The organism is Mycobacterium sp. (genome assembly GCF_032161845.1).
Lineage (GTDB): Bacteria > Actinomycetota > Actinomycetes > Mycobacteriales > Mycobacteriaceae > Mycobacterium.
The window spans coordinates 15,121-34,274 of sequence record NZ_JAVRQA010000241.1; the positions used below are offsets into that span (position 1 = coordinate 15,121).

Sequence of the window (19,154 nt, forward strand, 5' to 3'; positions counted from 1 at the left end):
CGCCACGCCTGCCGTGTCTATAGCAGGTTGCGGAGGCAGGTGAACGATGGTCAGCAAGCGCGTGGTCGACTACATCGTCGATCAGTTGGTCGCACAAGGTGTGACGCACCTGTTCGGCGTCGATGGTGCCAACATCGAGGACCTCTACGCCGCGGCGCAGTTCGGTGCCGTCACGGTGGTGCTGGCCAAACACGAGTTCGGCGCCGCCACCATGGCTGACGGGTTCAGTCGCGCGACCTCCACGCTCGGCGTGGTCGCCGCGACATCAGGTGGTGGATCCTTGAATTTGGTTGCCGGGCTGGGGGAGTCGTTCGCCAGCCGCACGGCCGTGCTCGCGCTGGTCGGCCAACCGCCGTCGGCGATGGATGGTCGGGGCAGCTTCCAGGACACCAGCGGTGTCAACGGTTCGTTGAATGCCCAAGCTCTCTTCGCCTCGGTGTCGGTGTACTGCCGCCGGGTGCTCTCGGCCGCCGATGTGGTGAGCGTGCTGCCCGACGCGATCGCCGCCGCCCTCTCCGGCGGCCCCGCGGTGCTGCTGTTGCCAAAGGATGTGCAGCAGAGCTTGATTGATGTATCGCCGCCCGGCACCATCGAGCCAGTGCGACGTGTCGACTCGCCGCGGGCGATCGTCGAACTGATGGAGCGCCGACGGGGGCCGGTGACCATCATCGCCGGCGAACAGGTGGCGCGCGACGACGCGCGGATCGAGCTGCGGAACCTGCAGCGCGCCGTGAACGCCGTCGTGGCCACGGTGCCCGACGCGAAGGATGCCGCGGCGGAGGCCGGGCTCGTCACCGGGGTGATGGGTCATCCGGGAGTCGAGCGGGCCATCGCGGCGAGTGCGATGTGTCTGCTCGTCGGTACCCGGCTGCCCGTCACGGCCCGCGCCGGTTTGGACGACGTGCTGCGGCGGGTACCGGTGGCGTCGATCGGGTCGGCCGTCCCGCACGTCGAAAGCATGCACGTGCACTCCGACGATCTGCGGGTGTCGCTGGCTCAGCTCACGGAGCCCGTCGCCAAAGGCGGGCGTCCGAACCGAGACCGGTTGTTGCACGACGCACTGAGTCCGCCCCGCCATCATGGCCCGGGAATTCGCTACCGCGACGCCATGACGGCCATCGATGCGGCGCTACCCGACGACGCCGACGTCGTGGTCGATGCGGGCAACAGCGGTGCGGCGGCCATCCACCATCTGCGCGCGCGGCCCTCGGGGCGCTTTCTCGTCGCACTGGGCATGGGCGGTATGGGCTACAGCTTCGGCGCGGCCATCGGCATGTGCTTCGCCAGGCGACGGCGGACCGTCGTCATCGCCGGCGACGGCTCGTTCTTCATGCACGGGATGGAACTGCACACCGCCATCCAGTACGGGCTGCCGTTGACCGTGGTGTTGTTCAACAACAACGCGCACGCCATGTGCGTCACCAGGGAGCAGCTGTTCTACGACGACCCCCGGTCGCTTCGCTCCTGCCCGCCGGGCGACGACCGCTACAGCTACAACCGGTTCACCAAGAGCCGCCCGGGTGCCGGGTTGGCAGCCATGTTTCCCGGGCTCTCGTCGGTGGACGTCACCTCGGCGGGGGCGCTACCGGGTGCCCTCCGCGATGCCTTGGGCCACGCCGGACCTTCGGTGGTGAGCATCGAATGCTCCGCCGATGAAATCCCGCCGTTTGCTCCCTTTCTCGCTGCAGTAGACCACCTTTCACGCCACCAGGAGATGAACCAAGATGTCGCTGCCCGCACTTGACGATATCGAGACACACGCCGGCTCGGCCGAGCCAATCGACGGAGTCATCCGCATCGAGACGGCCCCGCGGGAGGTGGCTACGCCGATCATCATGGAGATGATGCGGTCGGTCTACCCCCACGACCAGGTCTTCGGCGAGTACTGCACCGTCAACGACTACATCGACTGTCCGCCGCGCGAGCTCTTCGAATACCTCTCCGATACCCGAAGTTTGGAGGAGTGGACCTACAGTCTGCGTGGCTTCACCACCACCGATGAGCCGGGCCTGTGGCGAGCTTACGACCGGTTGGGTTCGGAGACGGAGATCTACACGCGCACGGTGACCAACCGCGAGGCCATGACGGTCGACTACCACTGCGCATGGGATCAGGGCGCGCACCTGTGGATGGTCTATCTGATGCGGGTCGTGGATGCCCGTGTCGTGCTGAACAAGCCAGGCTCCGTGGTGTTGTGGACCAACTGCCATCACCCGTTCTACGACCACAACCCCTACCCCGAGAGTGCGCCACCGACACGTCCCGTCTGGGTCGGTGACTTCTGGGACATGTTCGGCGCCGGCCACCTACTGGAATTGCGAAATCTCAGGGCGATCGCCGAGTACCGCCACCGGAACGGTCTGCCGGTGCGGCCGGCGTGGATGAGATGAGCGCCTCAGAGGTCGCCGTCAGCACTCCCCGGGTCGCTGCGCTCCTGCCCACCGTGAGCCTCCTCGACGTATCGACTTACCTGCCCGGCGAGCCGGTGAGCGCGGACTATTACGCGCAATTCGCCGACTCCGACGATTTGCGGGACAACCTGATGTTCCGGGCTCCCCGCCTGCGCCACCACGTAGCGCCCGACGAAACCGCGATCGACATGGTCGAGCGGGCGGCGGCCGGACTCGTCGATCGGCACGGCGCGGACATGCTGGGGTCGGTGGACGTATTGATCACGCACACCCAGTTGCCCGACATGCCGTTCTACGGTGGCGGCGGTGGCATGGCCCATCGCCTGAACATGAAGCCCCACTGGGTGATCGACCTGCACAACGGCGGTTGCGCGGCATTCGTTCTCGGCCTGAAGCTGGCCCGCAACCTGCTGTCGTCGGGGGAGGGGCGCACCGCGCTCGTCGCCGTCGCTCAAAACTCCGCAGGGCAGATCTTCGATCAGGAGACGGTGCGGCGAAAGGCTCAGGCATCGGTACCCGGTGACGGTGCCGCGGTGGGGTTGGTCGCCGTGTCCGACGAGTCTCCGATCCTCGACGTCGAATGCCGCACCTACGGCGAGTATGCCGGCGACATGACGATTGCGATGGATCCGCCGCGCAAATGGTGGCAGGCAGGTCCCGGGGAGGGATGCATCGGCTTCACGGAAAGCCGGATCACCAAGGTGCTTGCCAGGGGAAACCGGCAGGTGCCCGAGGTGGCCTACGCGGTGTGTGATCGAATCGGCGTGGCGCCCAAGGACATCGACATGCTCGTCACCAACCAGCCGAATCGGGCGTTCCTGCGGAACTGGCGCGAGGCACTCGAGCTACCCACGGAAAGGCACGTCGACACGTTCGACGAGTGCGGCAACCTGTTCGCGGCAGGCATTCCCGTGAACTTGGACAGGGCCATCAGCGGCGGCCGGGTTGCCAACGGTGACGTCGTGATGATGGCCGCGTTTGCACATGCCGGCGACTTCGCCGGGGCGGCGGCGGTGAAGTGGGGCGGGCGGACGGCATGACGTCAACCGCGTTGACACTGACCGATGCCGTGAGCGCGCTCCCCGATGCCGTCGATCCATTCGCCCTGTCGCTCAACGAGAATCCTTACCCTCCTCTCCCGTCGGTGCGGTCGGCGCTCGTCGCGTCGATCGGCATCGCCAACCGGTATCCGGAGTTTCTACCGGAACGCCTGCGGAGCCTCATCGCCGACCGGATCGGCGTTCTCAGCGGCCAGGTGGTGATCGGCGCAGGTGCGACCGGGGTGGCGATGCAGGTGCTTCACGCCGTCACCAAGCCTGGCGACGCCATGGTGATGACGTCGCCGACGTTCGACGGGTACCCGATCTTCGCTCAGATGGCGCGGCTGGGGTCGGTCACGGTGGCCCTGGACAAGCACGGGCACCACGATCTCGACGCCATGGCCGACGCCGCTCGCCAGGCCTCCGTTGTCGTGCTTTGCCGTCCGCACAATCCGACGGGCACCGTCGAGTCGCCCGACGACGTCGATCGGTTCTTGCGAAGAGTGCCACCCGAGGTGATCGTGCTGCTCGATGAGGCCTACGTGGAATTCCTCAGTCCCGAACTGCGCATCGATGCTGCGTCATTGGTGGCGCGTTTCCCGAATGTCGTAGTGCTGCGGACCTTCTCGAAGGCCTATGGGCTGGCCGGGTTGCGCATCGGGTACGGATTCTGTGCCCCCGAGCTGGCGCGACGCCTGTGGACGATGCAACTCCCGTTCGGGACTGCGGTGACCAGCCTGGTGGCGGTCGCTGCCTCCTTCGATGCGGAAGCCGAACTGCAGCAGCGGATCCGGATGATCAACGCCGAGGGTCGCTATCTGCGGGCAAGGCTGCAGGCGATGGGTATCTACAGCACCGACGGACACGCCAACTTCGTCTACCTGCCCGCGGGCCGCGAGCCGTGGCGCGGAGTCTTCGGCGGAACCGACCTGCGGGTGCGTCATTACGGCAATGGTGGCGTGCGCATCACCGTCGGCGACCGGGTGTCGTCGAGGGCGGTGCTGGCGGCGGTTGCGCGCCGCTGAGTTCCCACGGTCCGACCCGTCCGTGCGGTATGAAGAGGCGTGTCCTCGCACCCCAATGAGCGCGATCCCATCGCGCTGGCCCGCACCAACTGGGAGCGTGCCGGCTGGGGCGCCGTGGCGGACGGCATGGTCGCCGTCACGTCGGTGATGCGAGCGCATCAGATCCTTCTCGCTCGCGTCGAGACGGCGTTGCGTCCCTACGACCTCAGCTTCTCGCGCTACGAACTCCTGCGGCTCCTGGCGTTCAGCAGCAGCGGGGCGTTGCCCATCACCAAGGCGTCCGACCGGCTGCAGGTCCACGTCACCAGCGTCACCCACGCGATTCGTCGACTGGAGAGCGATGGCCTGGTGGAGCGGTCCCCGCACCCCACCGACGGGCGCACCACGCTGGTGACGTTGACCGCACTCGGTCGTTCGACCGTCGAGGATGCGACGACGACCCTCAACGACGAGGTCTTCGCCGACATCGGGATCTCGGCGGGCGAGTCGGCGGCGCTCGCGGGGGCGATCGAGACGCTGCGCCGCCAGGCCGGCGACTTCTAGGGCGCGGGCGGCGACGGTAGCGGGATGGTGGCGGTGACGGCCGTCCCCGAGCCGGGCCGGGACCGGATGTTGAGCCTGCCCCCGACGATCTCCGCGCGTTCGGCCATCGACAGCAGCCCGTAGCCACCCATTTCGTCGCCGCCGAGCGGCCGCTCGAACGTGTCGAAACCGACTCCGTTGTCGACGATTTCGAGTCGTGCCGAGTCGTCGCCGACGGAGAACGTCAGGCTCGCGTTGGTGGCGTGCGCGTGTTTGACGACGTTCTGCAGGCACTCCTGGGCGATCCGGTAGAGGGCGATCTCGATGTGGTCGGGAAGCCGCGCGTCAGCCAAGTCGACGTCGATGTCCACCTGTGGGATGGACCTGGCCAGGCTGGCGAGGCCACCCGCGAGGCCGAGGTCGTCGAGCACCGGAGGGCGCAACCCGCCGATCGCCGCGCGCGCCTCCTGCAGGGTGAGGTCCACCAATTCGCGCGCCATGCCCAACTGCTCGGCGACCGCGGCGGCATCCCCGCCGACCGCCCGTGCGGCCGCATCCAACCGGTAGGACAGCGTCACCAGCCGCTGCGAGATGCCGTCGTGGATGTCGCCGGCCAGGCGACGGCGCTCGATCTCCTGCGCCTCGATGACCTGCTCGACGAAGTTCTCGTGGGCACGCTCGCGGGCCACCAACTGCCGGTGCAACCTGGCCTGGTGCATCGCCCCCGCGATCAGCCTGCCGATCACCAGCAGCAGTTCGACGTCGCGGGCGGTGAACTCACGACGGGCGACGGTGTGCACGTTCAACACGCCAACCAGGCCGCCCGGATCGGTCTCCATCGGTACCGACACCATCGAGGTGAAGTCCGAGCCTCGCAACGACTCGAACGGCAGGTACCGCGGGTCGGACTCCTTGTCCTCGACGATCACGACGGGTTCGCGGTGGCTGGCCACCCAGCCCGACACACCCTGGCCCAACGGCAGCCGGATCTTGCCGACCTCGGCGTCGAACGGCGGGGTCGCCCCGGTCAGGGTGAGCGAACGTTCGGGGTCGTCGAGCACGTGGACGAAGCACACATCGGTGCCCGTGGCCGCGGTGATCATGCGCGCGGCGGCCTCGGCCAGCGGTTCCACGCCAGGCCCGCTGGAGGCCGCCTGGATCAGCTCGCGCAGAAGCGCCAGTTCACGATCGGCGTCGACGAGGTCACGCACGGCATTCGAGCGTTGCAGGGACATTTCCCGGGTCGCTTCGCTCCTGCCCTCCGAAGTCACTGGTAGATCCCTTCTCGCAGCGCCGTCGCGACGGCACCCGTGCGATCGGCGACGCCGAGCTTGCGGTAGATCGCCCGCAGGTGGGTCTTGACGGTCTCGTCGCCGATCACCAATTTGGTCGCGATGCCGCGGTTGGAAAGACCGTTGACGACGTAGGAGAGGATCTCGCTCTCGCGCTGGGTGAGGCCCTGTCGGGCGCCTGGCCAGAATTCGTCGCGCTGCAACCTGGCCGCGGTGTCGACGGCCCTGGCCGCCATCCCTGGATCGATCGCGGTGGCTCCGCCGTGGGCGAACTCGATCTGACGTACCAGCTCGTCGCTGCTGATGCTCTTCAACAGGTAGCCAGCCGCGCCGACGCGCAAGGCCTGGAAGAGGTACTGCTCGTCGTCGTAGACCGAAAGCATGACGACCTTGCGGTCCGGGTTGCGCTCGCGCAGAGCGGCGCACAGGTCCAGCCCGCTCGAGCCCTGCATTCGCACGTCGCACAGGACGACGTCGGGGTTCAATTCGGTCACGACGCCGATGGCTCGCTCGGCGCCAACGGCTTGGCCGACGACCTCGACGCGGTCGCCGAACGCCGTCAGCATCGCCTTGAGCCCCTCGATGACCATCTCGTGATCGTCCACCAGCACGAGTCGCACCGGAGGGTCCGCAGCGGGCGACATGGCACGAGCATAGGACCGACGTTCGAGCTGGCAGCCAAGTTGGCCTGTTCAATCCCCCGGATGGGGGAGGCGCCGCGGGTGTGACGTGGGCCACGCTTGGTGCATGTCGTCGATACCGGAGAAAGCGTGGCGGGCAGGCCGGTTCTGGTGGGACTCGTCCTGCCCGAGTGAGACCGCGCCCTTTCCGCTGCAAGCGATGATCTTCGACCTCGATGCCCTCGCCGACGTGGAATGCGGTGGCCATCGGCTCGCGTTCAACGCTGCCTTCGCTGCGCACGGGCTGAAGATTCAGTGGTCCGTGCCGCGGTACCGCAAGCTGATGACCTTGCCCGACGAGCGGCAGCGCGTCGCGGCCGAGCTACGGGCGCGCGGCATCTGTACGGAGTGTGACGTCCTGCTCAAGGTTCTCGTCGACGAGATCTGCGCGACCAAGGCGATGATGGTCGACGAGACGTTGCTCGGTGCCAACCTGGACCCGCGCATCGGCCTCGGCGACCTGATCACCGACGGGTTCAGCACCGGGGTGGCCGTCGGCGTCGTCACTACCGGTCGACGCCAGTGGGTCGAACCCCTGGTGCGTCAATTGCTCGGCGACGGACTGGTTCAGACCATCGTCACCGCCGACGACGTCAGCACCCCAACGGCGAGCGGCGATGCCTACCGCCTGGCACTGGCCGAGTTGGGCGCCCCCGCGCACGACTCGTTGGTGTTCTCGGGCTCGCAGACCGGGGTGCGCACCGCGATGTCCGTCGGTCTGGCCGGGGTGCTCGTCGACCCCGACCTCGCTGGGGCGCGCCCGGACTACGACGGCCTGCGCATCGCGGACTGTCAGCGGCTGCACGCCCAACTGTGGGCGCGCGGAAACCGCTCAGCTGCCGCGTAGCAGCTCGATCACGGCGCTGAAGTCCTGGCCGGCGTGTTCGGCGGCGAAATTCGCATAGATCTCCGCGGCATGGGTTCCAAGGGGTGCCGTCGAGCCTGTCGAGTTCACGGCCGCCATCGCCAGCCCGAGGTCCTTGTTCATCAGGGCCGTCGCGAAGCCCGGCTTGAAGTCGTTGTTGGCGGGTGACGTCGGAACCGGTCCTGGCACCGGGCAATTCGTGTGCACGGCCCAGCAGTTGCCCGTCGCCCCGGTGATCACGTCGAACAACGACTGTGCCGAGAGGCCGAGCTTCTCGGCGAGGACGAACGCCTCGCCGATGGCGATCTGCTGCACCGCGAGAACCATGTTGTTGCACAGCTTCGCGCTCTGGCCGTTGCCGGAGCCCCCGCAGTGAATGATCTTGCCCGCCATCGGTTCCAGGACCGGCCTGGCCCGCTCGACGGCAGCATCGGCCCCCCCCACCATGAACGCCAGGGTGCCCGCGGTGGCGCCCTTGACGCCGCCGGACACGGGTGCGTCGATCTGTGCGTGGCCGTGCTCTTCGGCCTGTGCGTTGATGGCCCGCGCGTCGTCGACGGAGATGGTCGAGGTGTCGATGAACAGCGTGCCCGGCTTTGCGGCAGGCAACACCTCGACGTAGCAGGACTTCACGATGGCACCGCTGGGAAGCGAGGTGATCACTACGTCAGCGTCGGCGACCGCGTCGGGACCGGTGTCGAACACCTTGGCGCCCTTGGCTTCTGCAGCTGCCTTCAGCTCGGGCACCAAGTCGAAGCCGCGGACGTCATGTCCCGCTCCGGCCAGATTGGCCGCCATCGGGCCGCCCATGTTGCCCAGCCCCAAGAACGCGATCGTCGCCATAGAAGGCTCCTCCTGACCTAAGACGCGCGTGCCCGGGCGGCTTCTGCCCGCCCGATCACCACGCGCATGATTTCGTTGGTTCCCTCGAGAATGCGGTGTACGCGCAGATCACGGACGATCTTCTCCAGCCCGTACTCGCGCAGGTAGCCGTAGCCGCCGTGCAACTGGAGGGCTTGGTCGGCCACGTTGAAGCACGCGTCGGTGACGTAGCGCTTGGCCATTGCGCACAGTTCGACCTTGTCCGGATGGTCGTCGTCGAGCGCAGTAGCCGCCCGCCACAACATGTTTCGTGACGTCTCCAGGGTGGTGGCCATGTCGGCGAGGGTGAACCGGATGGTCGGCTCGTCGATCAGTCGCATGCCGAACGCCTCGCGATCGGCGAGGTAGGCCACCGACTTGTCGTAGGCGGCTTGTGCTCCGCCCAGCGAACAGGCGGCGATGTTGACGCGCCCACCATTGAGGCCGGTCATCGCGATGCCGAAGCCGGTGCCCTCACCCTCGGTGCCGCCGAGCATCGCGTCGAGTGGCACCCTGGCGTTCTCGAAGACCACCTGCGCGGTGGGTTGGGCGTTCCAGCCCATCTTGTACTCGTCGGCGCCGAAGCTGACGCCAGGCGTGTCCTTGTTTACGACGAACGCCGAGATGCCGCGCGGCCCATCACCGCCCGTGCGGGCCATCACGACGTATACGTCCGACACGCCCGCTCCGGAGATGAACTGCTTGACGCCGTCGAGCACGTACTCCTCGCCGTCTCGAACGGCCTTGGTGCGCAACGCTGCTGCGTCGGAACCGGCGCCGGGCTCAGTGAGGCAGTAGCTGGCGATCAGCTCCATCGAGGCAAGGCGTGGCACCAGCTTCTTGCGCTGCTCGTCGGTGCCGTACGTGTCGACCATCCACGTGCACATGTTGTGAATGGACAGGAACGCCGACAATGTCGGGCAGGCGGCCGCCATCTGCTCGAAGATCCGCACGCCGTCCAGACGGCGCAGGCCACTGCCGCCGGCGTCCTCCTGGCAGTAGATCGCCGCCATGCCCAGCTCGGCCGCCGCACGCAACACGTCGGTGGGAAAGTGCTTGTCGGCGTCCCATTCCAACGCATGGGGCGCGATGCGCTTCTCGGCGAACTCGGCCGCCGTCTCGGCGATCACGCGCTCGTCGTCATCGAGACCGAAGTAGTCCATCCCTAGTTACTTCATCGTCGGGATGGAGAACTCGGCGCCATCCTTGATGCCCGATGGCCACCGCTGAGTGACCGTCTTGACCTTGGTGTAGAAGATGATCGAGGCCGGCCCGTGTTGATTCAGGTCGCCGAAGCCGGACCGCTTCCAGCCGCCAAAGCTGTGATACGCCACCGGAACCGGGATCGGCACGTTGACACCGACCATGCCGACCTGCACACGGGACACGAAGTCACGTGCGGTGTCGCCGTCGCGCGTGAAGATCGCGACGCCGTTGCCGTATTCGTGCTCCGAGGGCAGCGCGAGCGCTTCCTCGTAGGTCTCGGCCCTGACGATGCAGAGCACCGGCCCGAAGATCTCGTCGGTGTAGATCGACATGTCGGTGGTGACGTGGTCGAACAGCGTCGGCCCGATGAAGTAGCCGCCTTCGAGGCTGGCGTCACCGAAGGTGAGGTCGTCACTGGCACGTTCCCGGCCGTCGACGACGGCCTCGGCGCCCGCTTCGATGCCCTGGCCGATGTAGTCCTTGACCCGCGCGAGGGCCGCCGAGGTGACCAGTGGGCCGTAGTCCGCCTTTGGATCGAGGCTGTGGCCGACGCGCAACTGGTTGACGCGCTCGACCAGCCGATTTCGAAGCCGTTGCGCTGTCTCTTCGCCGACCGGCACCGCGACGCTGATCGCCATGCAGCGCTCGCCCGCGCTGCCGTAGCCGGCACCGATGAGCGCGTCGACGGCCTGGTCGAGATCGGCGTCGGGCATCACGATCATGTGGTTCTTGGCGCCACCGAAACACTGGGCGCGCTTACCGTTGGCCGCCGCCGTCGAATAGATGTACTGCGCGATGTCGGAGCTGCCGACGAAGCCGACGGCCTGGATGTCGGGATGATTGAGGATCGCGTCGACGGCTTCCTTGTCGCCGTGCACCACCTGGAAGACGCCCTTGGGGAGGCCGGCCTCGAGGAATAGTTCGGCCAGCCGGACCGGGACCGACGGGTCGCGTTCACTTGGCTTGAGAACGAAGGCGTTGCCGCACGCCAGCGCGGGGCCGGCCTTCCACAGCGGGATCATCGCGGGGAAGTTGAACGGCGTGATGCCCGCGACCACACCGAGTGGTTGACGCAATGAGTAGACGTCGATGCCGCCGCCCGCGCCCTCGGTGTAGTCGCCCTTCAGCAGGTGCGGAATGCCGATCGCGAACTCGATGACCTCGACGCCGCGCTGGATGTCGCCGAGCGAGTCGGCGACCGTCTTGCCATGCTCCAGCGAGAGCAGTTCGGCGAGCTCGTTGGCGTTCTCGTTGACCAGTGCGACGAACTTCATCATTACGCGGGCCCGGCGCTGGGGGTTCCAGGCCGCCCATTCCTTCTGCGCCTCGACGGCGACCGCCACTGCGGCGTCGACCTCGGCCGACGATGCCATCGGGACCTGGGCCTGAACCTCGCCCGTGCTCGGGTTCAGAACGTCTGCGGTGCGGCCGGACTGGCCTGCGACCCGCTGGCCGTCGATGAAGTGCGAGATCTGTGTAGTCATCTTCGAAGTCCCGAGGTGGTGAGAAGTGGGTAGGTGCCGAAACCTGCCGGAGCAGATACTTGCATATCCTAGTAAATGGCGGGCATGGTTGGCAAGGACGCACCGCCCGGCCCGTGATCGGGGCGGTGCGCCCTAGGCCGCCGCGCGCTACCCGGGGTTAGGCCATCTCCGGCACGCGCAGGTGAGCGATCGCCAACTCGAAGGTGCAGTCGTCCAGGACCTCTGCGCCCGCTTCCTGGGTGCTCGAGCCGGTGAGCATGTCCAACTTGTCGCGGTTCCGCTGAATCACGTCGACGCTGTCATAGCTCGCCGAGGACACCGCACGGCCCGACGCTCGGTCGACCAGCAGGCTGGCGCCGCAGAATCCCTCGATCTCTTCGAGCGCGGGCAGGACACGCGTCTTGTAGACGTCGAGGGCTTGGTCGACCTGATTAGGGTCGACCTTGACCCAGATGGAGCGGACGCCGGCACCGTCGCCGGATTCGTGGTTGCGGTGCAGGACGGCGATCTCCCAATGCTCGACGTCCGGGGTGGCGCCGAAGATCTCCGCGGCTTTATCCCGAACCGGCGCAATCGATTCCGTGCTGGTGCGCATGGCGTTCTCGGTCTCCCATGCGCTCGCAGCTATGCAGCGGCCAGTCGAACGGTCGACCAACAGAGACAAGCCGGTGTACCCGTCGAGCGCTTCGAGCGCGGGCATTACGGAATCGCGGACATGTTCGATGCCTGCGTCGATGGACTGGGACCGGGCCAGGAAAGTGGTGGTTCGCGCATACATGATCTGCCTCCTGCAGAGAAGGGCAGCGTCTCGGCGGCGCCGCCGATCCAGTCGATCCTCCTCGCGTCGGCCAACCCCGGCAACCTTCCTTGCGAAGGCAACCTCATGAGCCGATCAGACGTAGAGGGACTCGATCCGATCGGCGTACTTCTCGTAGATCGGCTTGCGCCGCAGCTTCATCGTCGCCGTCAACTCGGTGCCACCCGGTTCCCAGAAGGTCGGCAGTATCTCGTATTTCTTGATCTGCTCGACCCGCGAGAGCCTCCCGTTTCCGGCAGCGACGCCCTCGGCGACGATCCGCTTGATCCCCGGGTCGCGGCAGAGGGCCATCCCGGACGCGTCGCACGAGCCGGTACGTTCGGCGTACGCGGCACCGGCGTCGGGGTCGAGCGCGATGAGCGCCACGTTGTACGGCCGGTTGTCGCCGATCGCGATGATGCCGCCGATGAGCGGACAGGCGGCCTTGATGGAGTTCTCGATGTTGGTGGGCGACATGTTCTTTCCGGCAAGATTGATGATCAGCTCCTTCTTGCGATCGACGATCGTCAAGTAGCCGTCTTCGTCCATCGTGCCGATGTCGCCGGTCATTACCCAACCGTCGACGATCGTCTCAGCGGTGCGGGCAGGGTCCTTGCGGTAGCCCTTCATCACGAGAGGCCCGCGCGCCATGATCTCGCCATCCTCGGCCAGCTTGATCTCCATGCCCAGCGCTGCGGGCCCGATCGTTCCGACTTTGTTGCGTTCAGGCGGGTTGACCGTCGCGAGCCCGGTGAGCTCTGACATGCCCCAGATTTCGCAGAGGTTGATGCCGATGGCGAGGAAGAACTCGATGGTTGCGGGGGCCAACGCCGCCGCACCCGTCCACGCGACGCGGCACTGGTCAAGCCCGATGGCGTTGCGGAGGTTGGTGAACACCAGCGCCTCGGCCCGGCTCCACTGCTCCCGCTGCTCGGGAGTCAGCGACTCGCCGCGTTGTTCGAGTCGAACCTTGAGCCGGCCGATCGTCAGTGCGTCCCACGTGGCGGTGCGGGTGCGGTCGTCGGGCTCGGCATTGATCTTGGCTTCGATGCCAGCCCGAATCTTCTCCCAGACGCGGGGGACGGCGAAGAAGAAGTTCGGACGGCAGTCCAGAAGCGCGCATCCGATCGCCTTGGGGTCGTCGACGTAGGTCACCTGCGTGCCCGTTACCGAAGCAAGATAGATGGTGGTCACCCGGTCGGCGATGTGAGCCGCCGGCAGGAATGACGTCCATCGGTCGCCGAATCGTGAGGACGCGACCGCGTCGAAGCAAGCGATCTCGGCTAGCACGTTTGCGTGCGTGATCTGCACGCCCTTTGGGGGTCCGGTAGTGCCGGAGGTATAGATCAGCGTGCACACGTCGTCGGAAGACACTGTCCGCCAAGTTGATTCGAAGTCGAAGTCCGCTCGCGGCTCACGCTCTTCCAGGTCGGCAAGCGTCAAGGTAGCACCTTCGGCGGGCCCGTCCACGCAGACGACGTGCTCCATCGCGACTCCGGCCTGGCGGATGCGGTCGAGGAAGGTCCGTTCAGTCACCACGATGCGGTTCTCGGCATGGGTGAACAGGTAGGCGAGCTGTTCTGGCGAGCTGGTGTTGTAGACCGAGAACGGGATGGCGCCCAGGTGTGTGGCGGCGGTGTCCACCAGTGCGAACTCCGGACGATTGGTGAGCATGAACGCGAGGGTCTCGCCGCGACGCAGGCCCAACCGGTCGAGTCCTGATGCGATGCGCCGGACCCTCTCGGCGTATTCGCGCCAGGTGATGGCCACCCCGTCACCAGGGGTGCGCAGTGCAACTTGATCGGGCGCGCTGGCCGAGGTTCGCTGAAATGCTTCGCACACGGTGGTTGAAGAGCTCATGGTCCCCCCTCGAGACGAGCTACGTTTGCCAGCGTAGAACTCGAGTGGGCGATCCGGAAGTAGTGGGGCGAAACCGGCTAGCCGTCGGAGCGCTGAACACCCAGTTCGGCGACGAACGCCTGCGCCTCGTCCCACGTCGGAAGCAGTCCCGACGAGAGCACGTCGTCGAGGGTCGGAGCCGCGGCGTCGCGCTCGGACAGGTTCGGCGGGGCCCCGTCGACCAGCGGCCAGTCGATTCCGATGGCTGGATCGCAGGCGTTGATGGTGTGCTCGCGAGTGGGAGAGTAGCCCGCCGAACACAGATAGGAGATCGTCGAATGATCTTCCAACGCAAGGAAACCGTGCGCCAGCCCTTCGGAGATGTAGATCGTCCGGTGGTCGCGGTCATCGAGCAGCACCGAGTCCCAGCGACCGAACGTCGCCGATCCCACCCGGACGTCGACCACCACGTCGAAGACCGCGCCGCGTAGACACGTCACGTACTTGGCCTGGCTGGGCGGCAGTTGGGCGAAGTGCAGTCCCCGCAGCACACCCGCCGACGACACCGACACATTGGCCTGTCGGAGGTCGAGCGGGTGGCCGGTCATCGCGGTGAATTCGGTGTCGGTGAACCATTCGAAGAACAACCCGCGGGGGTCGGGCCGGACGGTCGGCGTGATCTCCCACGCGCCGGGCACCGAGAGCTCGCGAAAGGTCACTGGTTGCGCTCCTCGTACGTCGCCTCGGCCGCGTCCTTCAGTGGCCGCCACCATGATTCGTTGTCGCGGTACCAGTCGATCGTCGCGGCGAGGCCGGACTCGAAGTCGACGTGCACAGGCGTCCACCCCAGTTCGTCGCGAAGTGCCGATGGGTCGATCGCGTACCGCAGGTCGTGACCGGCCCGGTCGGTGACGTGGTCGAAGTCGTCGGGATCGTGATCCATCAGGCGCAACAGGGTGCGCATCACCGTCAAGTTGTCGCGCTCACCGTCGGCCCCGATCAGATACGTGCGGCCGAACTCGCCGTCGAGCAGGATTCGCCACACGGCGCGGTTGTGGTCGCTGACGTGGATCCAGTCGCGGACGTTGGCCCCAAGGCCGTACAGCTTGGGACGCCGGCCCGTCAGCACGTTGGTGATCTGGCGCGGGATGAACTTCTCGACGTGCTGGTACGGCCCGTAGTTGTTGGAACAGTTCGAGATCGTGGCCCGCACACCGTACGACCGCACCCACGACCGCACCAACATGTCCGAGGCCGCCTTGGTCGACGAGTACGGACTCGACGGGTTGTACGGGGTGGACTCGGTGAACCGGACGGGATCACCAAGCGGCAAATCGCCGTAGACCTCGTCGGTGGAAACGTGGTGCAGTCGAATGCCGTGCCTGCGCACTGCCTCGAGAAGGGTGAACGTGCCGACGACGTTGGTGCGCAGGAACGCCTCGGGGTCGGCCAACGAATTGTCGACGTGCGTTTCGGCGGCGAAGTGCGCGACCGCGTCGGACTCGGCCACCAGCTTCTCGACGAGTTCGGCGTCACTGACGTCGCCGTGCACCAGGCGCACGTCGTCGGCCACGGGCGCCAACGACTCTCGACTGCCCGCGTACGTCAGGGCATCCAGGACCGTCACCTGGACCTCTGGACGTTCACGCACCGCGGCGTTGACGAAGTTGGCGCCGATGAAACCGGCGCCGCCGGTGACCAGCAGACGCATGGTGACAAACCCTAGCGGTTGGCCGATCTAGCCGTCCGTCGAGAGCCCCAGGGGGCCCGCCAATTCGGCCAGCGTGGGGATCAGCGCGTCCGCCCCGCCGAGGACCTGAATGCAGACGTGGTCGGCGCCCGCGTCGATGTGCTCCTGCAGCCGCTTGGCGATGTCGTCCGGGGTGCCGTGGGCCACCACGGCGTCGATGAGCTTGTCACTACCTGGCTTCTCGACGTCGGCGTCGGTGAAGCCGAGGCGCTTCCAGTTGTTCACGTAGTTGCTCAGACCGAGGTAGAAGTCGACGGCCTGGCGGCCGATCTCGCGGGCGTGAGCCGCGTCCCTGGCCAGCACCACCTTGTGCTCGGGCGCCAAATACACGCTGGGACCGATCAATTGGTGTGCCTGGGCCGTGTGTTCGGGCGTCGTCAGGTAGGGGTGCGCACCGGCGCTGCGCTTCGCGGAGAGCTTGAGCACCTGCGGGCCCAACGCCGCGACCACGCGACGGCTCGTCGGGACGTTGGCGGTGTCGAGGGCGTCCAGATACTCGACGAGCACGTCATACGGCTTGCGGTACTCCTCGGTGTGCTCCGGGTGGCCGATGCCGATGCCGAGCAGGAAGCGGCCAGGGTGAGCCTTCTCGATGCGGTGGTAGGACTCGGCAACCTGGTCCGCGGGTGCCGTCCACACATTGACGATGCCCGTCGCCAACTGCAGAGACTCGGTCGCCTCCAAGATCGGCTCCGCGAAGGACAGGTCGCCGGAAGGGGATCCGCCGACCCACACCGCGCCGTAGCCCAGCTTCTCGATCTCCTTCGCTTGCTCCGGCGTCACGGCCCCGAACGTCCAGACGCCGAAGCGTCCGAGGTTGGGCTTGAGGTCGGCTGCTTCTGTCATGGGTGTGGAAATCCCTTCGAATGGAGGTCGGCCTCACTGCAGGCCGAGCGGGCCCGCCAGCTCGGCGAGTGCGGGTACCAGCTTGTCAGTACCCGTTAGGACCTGAACGGGAACGTGATCTGCGCCCGCTGCGATGTGCTCGGAGAGGCGCGCGGCGACGGCCTCCACGGTGCCGTAGGCGACGACCGCGTCCACCAGCTCGTCGCTGCCGGGCTTGGCGACGTCGGCGTCGGTGAAGCCGAGCCGCTTCCAGTTGTTCGTGTAGTTGGCCAGGCTCAGATAGATTTCGAGGGTCTTGCGACCGACGGCGCGTGCCTGCTCGGCGTCAGTCGTGAGGACGGCCTTGTGTTCTGGCGCGATGAACGCGTCGGGTCCGACGAGTTCGCGGGCCTGCCTGGTGTGCTCGGGCGTGGTCAGGTACGGATGAGCGCCCGCGCTACGCCGGGCCGAGAGCTTGAGCACCTGCGGCCCGAGGGCGGCGACGACGCGGCGGTCCTTCGGGACGCCGTACCCGTCGAGCTCGTCGAGGTACTCGGTCAGCGCGTCGTAGGGCTTCTTGTACTCCTGGTGCGCCTCGGGATGGCCGACGCCGATGCCGAGGAGGAACCGGTTCGGATAGGCCTTGTCGATGCGGTGGAAGGATTCGGCGACCGGGCCTGCCGCTGCCGTCCAGATGTTGACGATGCCGGTGGCCAACTGAAGCTCGTCGGTCGCGGCGAGAATCGGATCCACCCAGTCGAGTTCGGCGGGCGGTGAGCCGCCGGCCCAGATCGCGCCATAGCCGAGTGCTTCGATCTCGCGAAGTTGCTCGGGAGACAGCTGCTGCCACTGCGAGTAGTGCCCGAACACGCCGAACTTGCCGAGGTTTGGTTTCGTCATGGTTGGGTCAACCCGCGTGATCGCCGCGACATTCCGATGCGATCGCGCTGACTCGAACTACACCCCGTCGGCGGGTGCTTCCTCGGGTTTCGGTGCGACCATCGGCAGCACGATGATGAAGCGGGTGTCGCCTGGTTTCGACTCGACCCGGATGTTGCCGTGGTGCTTCTGGGCGACGATGCGCCAAGCCAGGTCCAGTCCGAGTCCGGTGCCCTCGCCGAAGGCCTTGGTGGTGAAGAACGGCGTGAAGATGCGTTCGGAGATGTCGTCGGGAATCCCGGGACCGTCGTCGCAGATCTCCACCTTGATGGCGTCCTCACCAACGGCGGAAGTGCGGATGGTGAGCGTGCCATGGCCGCCCATCGCTTGGATCGCGTTGTCGATGATGTTGGTCCAGACCTGATTGAGATCGCCTGGGTAACACTGAATTTCAGGCAAGGACATATCAAGCTCCTTGACCAGTTTGACTGGCTTGTCCTTGCCGAGCTTCTCGCCGAACATCATGATGGTGCTGCGCAGGAGTTCATGGACGTTGGCGCTCTGGTACGGCGCCCGGTCCATCTGCGAGTACTGCTTGGCGCCCGCCAGCAGCGCCGAGATCCGGCTGCTGGCCTCGGCGATCTGGTTCATCATCAACTCCGTGTCGATGGTGTACCGCAGCCAGCCGATCGCACCCTGGAGCGATGCGGTGGCGTCGACCTCGTCGACCGACGCGGAGATGCGCTCGAGCCAGTCGGTGTCCAAGCCTGCTTCGACGAAAGTCGGTGCGTAGTCCCACGCCGCCGCAATGCCGTGGTCTTCCAGCCAGTCGCCGATCGCATCCTCGCGATCGGATGACTCGAGCGCGGTGAGCTCGAGTGCCTTGGACTTGGCGACCTGCTCGGCCACCTCTTCCTGAATGGTGACCAGGACGCGCAGACCCTCGGGGCTGAACTTGCCGTCGGCGAGCATCGCGAGCTTGTGGCGCATGCCCGCGACCTTCTCGCGTAGATCGGAGACGGCCCTGGCGGCCGCTGCGGCCGGGTTGTTGAGCTGATGGGTCAGGCCTGCCGACAGTTGGCCCAGCGCCAGCAGCTTCTCGCGCTGGTCGATGATCTGGCGTTGCCGCAGGCCGCCGACCTTGAGGCCTTCCAGCAGGTGCACTGCCATCGGCAGTTCGGTCTTGACGAAGTTGCCGAACGCCGCGGCATCGAGGACGAAGAACTTCGATGGCTTCGATACTCGGACCGACGACTCGTAGACCTGCGGCACGCCGTCGACGTAGGCGCTCCACGCGCCGCAGTAGACGCCACGCTGCGAGGTTCGGTTCGTCTCGATGTCCGCACCGCCGGAACGCTTCGACATCACCAATTCGCCCTCGATGAGGACGTAGAAACACGTCGCGGCCTCACCTTCGACGCAGATCGGCCCTGGTTCGTAGCGGGCGAGGTGCCCGTGTACGCACAGCGACTCCAGCTGTCGATCCGTCAGTTTCTCGAAGAGGAACAGCGTCCGGAGCTCGTCGGGCAGACATGTTTCGCCCATCGGGGTCGTCCTTTCTAGGCCTCGGCCAGGTAGCGGTGCACCAGCATCACGGCCATCGACCCTTCGCCGACGGCGGCCGCCACCCGCTTCGCGGATTCCGAGCGCACGTCACCTGCAACAAACACACCGGGCAC

18 protein-coding genes are annotated in these 19,154 nt (G+C 66.6%); 6 read left to right on the forward strand and 12 right to left on the reverse strand.

Annotated elements, in window-relative coordinates; translation table 11 throughout:
- The first annotated feature begins 46 nt into the window (after positions 1–46).
- Genes QOD90_RS13990 through QOD90_RS14010 form a run of 5 tightly spaced genes read left to right on the forward strand, consistent with a single transcriptional unit; the run spans position 47 to position 5,019 of the window.
- Complete coding sequence (locus QOD90_RS13990; RefSeq protein WP_526350635.1) at positions 47–1,744, forward strand: thiamine pyrophosphate-binding protein; 1,698 nt, start codon at positions 47–49, stop codon at positions 1,742–1,744.
- Complete coding sequence (locus QOD90_RS13995) at positions 1,725–2,390, forward strand: DUF8713 domain-containing protein (RefSeq protein ID WP_526350637.1); 666 nt, start codon at positions 1,725–1,727, stop codon at positions 2,388–2,390. Before QOD90_RS13990 ends, QOD90_RS13995 begins: the two co-directional genes overlap by 20 nt.
- Positions 2,387–3,451, forward strand: coding sequence for a 3-oxoacyl-ACP synthase III family protein (locus tag QOD90_RS14000; protein WP_526350639.1), 1,065 nt, complete (start codon positions 2,387–2,389; stop codon positions 3,449–3,451). Before QOD90_RS13995 ends, QOD90_RS14000 begins: the two co-directional genes overlap by 4 nt.
- Complete coding sequence (locus QOD90_RS14005) at positions 3,448–4,476, forward strand: pyridoxal phosphate-dependent aminotransferase (protein WP_526350641.1); 1,029 nt, start codon at positions 3,448–3,450, stop codon at positions 4,474–4,476. Before QOD90_RS14000 ends, QOD90_RS14005 begins: the two co-directional genes overlap by 4 nt.
- A gap of 39 nt (positions 4,477–4,515) precedes the next feature.
- Entirely contained in the window at positions 4,516–5,019 is a 504-nt protein-coding gene (locus QOD90_RS14010) for a MarR family transcriptional regulator (protein ID WP_526350643.1), read from the forward strand.
- On the opposite strand, the gene QOD90_RS14015 is transcribed toward QOD90_RS14010, so the two are convergent.
- Together QOD90_RS14015 and QOD90_RS14020 are read right to left on the reverse strand one after the other, a co-directional pair.
- Complete coding sequence (locus QOD90_RS14015) at positions 5,016–6,233, reverse strand: GAF domain-containing sensor histidine kinase (protein WP_526350645.1); 1,218 nt, start codon at positions 6,231–6,233, stop codon at positions 5,016–5,018. The genes QOD90_RS14010 and QOD90_RS14015 overlap by 4 nt on opposite strands.
- Before the next feature lie 32 nt (positions 6,234–6,265).
- Positions 6,266–6,934, reverse strand: a complete 669-nt coding sequence (locus tag QOD90_RS14020) for a response regulator transcription factor (protein ID WP_526350647.1) — start codon at positions 6,932–6,934, stop codon at positions 6,266–6,268.
- 103 nt (positions 6,935–7,037) lie between these two features.
- Here QOD90_RS14020 and QOD90_RS14025 point away from each other — a divergent pair, with 103 nt between their 5' ends.
- Positions 7,038–7,817, forward strand: a complete 780-nt coding sequence (locus QOD90_RS14025; protein ID WP_526350649.1) for an HAD family hydrolase — start codon at positions 7,038–7,040, stop codon at positions 7,815–7,817.
- Here the strand turns inward: QOD90_RS14025 and mmsB are convergent.
- From mmsB to QOD90_RS14075, 10 genes are all read right to left on the reverse strand, one after another.
- A complete protein-coding gene (mmsB, locus tag QOD90_RS14030) occupies positions 7,803–8,678 on the reverse strand; it encodes a 3-hydroxyisobutyrate dehydrogenase (protein WP_526350651.1) in 876 nt (291 codons plus the stop codon). The two genes, QOD90_RS14025 and mmsB, sit on opposite strands and share 15 nt — an antisense overlap.
- A gap of 17 nt (positions 8,679–8,695) precedes the next feature.
- Positions 8,696–9,859 (reverse strand): acyl-CoA dehydrogenase family protein, encoded by a 1,164-nt coding sequence (locus QOD90_RS14035; protein WP_526350653.1) that lies wholly within the window; start codon positions 9,857–9,859, stop codon positions 8,696–8,698.
- Positions 9,860–9,865: 6 nt separating this feature from the next.
- Positions 9,866–11,386 carry a CoA-acylating methylmalonate-semialdehyde dehydrogenase gene (locus QOD90_RS14040; RefSeq protein WP_526350655.1) on the reverse strand — a complete coding sequence of 507 codons (1,521 nt, stop codon included), beginning with the start codon at positions 11,384–11,386 and terminating at the stop codon, positions 9,866–9,868.
- A 157-nt stretch (positions 11,387–11,543) separates the two neighbouring features.
- The gene (locus QOD90_RS14045; protein WP_526350657.1) at positions 11,544–12,164 is read right to left on the reverse strand and encodes a hypothetical protein; all 621 of its coding nucleotides are present in this window, start codon (positions 12,162–12,164) and stop codon (positions 11,544–11,546) included.
- 114 nt (positions 12,165–12,278) lie between these two features.
- Positions 12,279–14,042 carry an AMP-dependent synthetase/ligase gene (locus QOD90_RS14050; protein WP_526350659.1) on the reverse strand — a complete coding sequence of 588 codons (1,764 nt, stop codon included), beginning with the start codon at positions 14,040–14,042 and terminating at the stop codon, positions 12,279–12,281.
- A gap of 77 nt (positions 14,043–14,119) precedes the next feature.
- Positions 14,120–14,740, reverse strand: coding sequence for a dTDP-4-dehydrorhamnose 3,5-epimerase (gene rfbC / locus QOD90_RS14055; protein ID WP_526350661.1), 621 nt, complete (start codon positions 14,738–14,740; stop codon positions 14,120–14,122).
- Entirely contained in the window at positions 14,737–15,732 is a 996-nt protein-coding gene (gene rfbB / locus QOD90_RS14060; RefSeq protein ID WP_526350663.1) for a dTDP-glucose 4,6-dehydratase, read from the reverse strand. The genes rfbC and rfbB overlap by 4 nt, the downstream gene beginning before the upstream one ends.
- Positions 15,733–15,759: 27 nt before the next feature.
- The gene (locus QOD90_RS14065; protein ID WP_526350665.1) at positions 15,760–16,617 is read right to left on the reverse strand and encodes an LLM class F420-dependent oxidoreductase; all 858 of its coding nucleotides are present in this window, start codon (positions 16,615–16,617) and stop codon (positions 15,760–15,762) included.
- A 33-nt stretch (positions 16,618–16,650) separates the two neighbouring features.
- Positions 16,651–17,496 (reverse strand): LLM class F420-dependent oxidoreductase, encoded by an 846-nt coding sequence (locus tag QOD90_RS14070; RefSeq protein WP_526350667.1) that lies wholly within the window; start codon positions 17,494–17,496, stop codon positions 16,651–16,653.
- Positions 17,497–17,553: 57 nt separating this feature from the next.
- On the reverse strand, positions 17,554–19,020 hold the full coding sequence (locus tag QOD90_RS14075; RefSeq protein ID WP_526350669.1) for an ATP-binding protein: 1,467 nt from the start codon (positions 19,018–19,020) through the stop codon (positions 17,554–17,556).
- Positions 19,021–19,154: the final 134 nt, after the last annotated feature.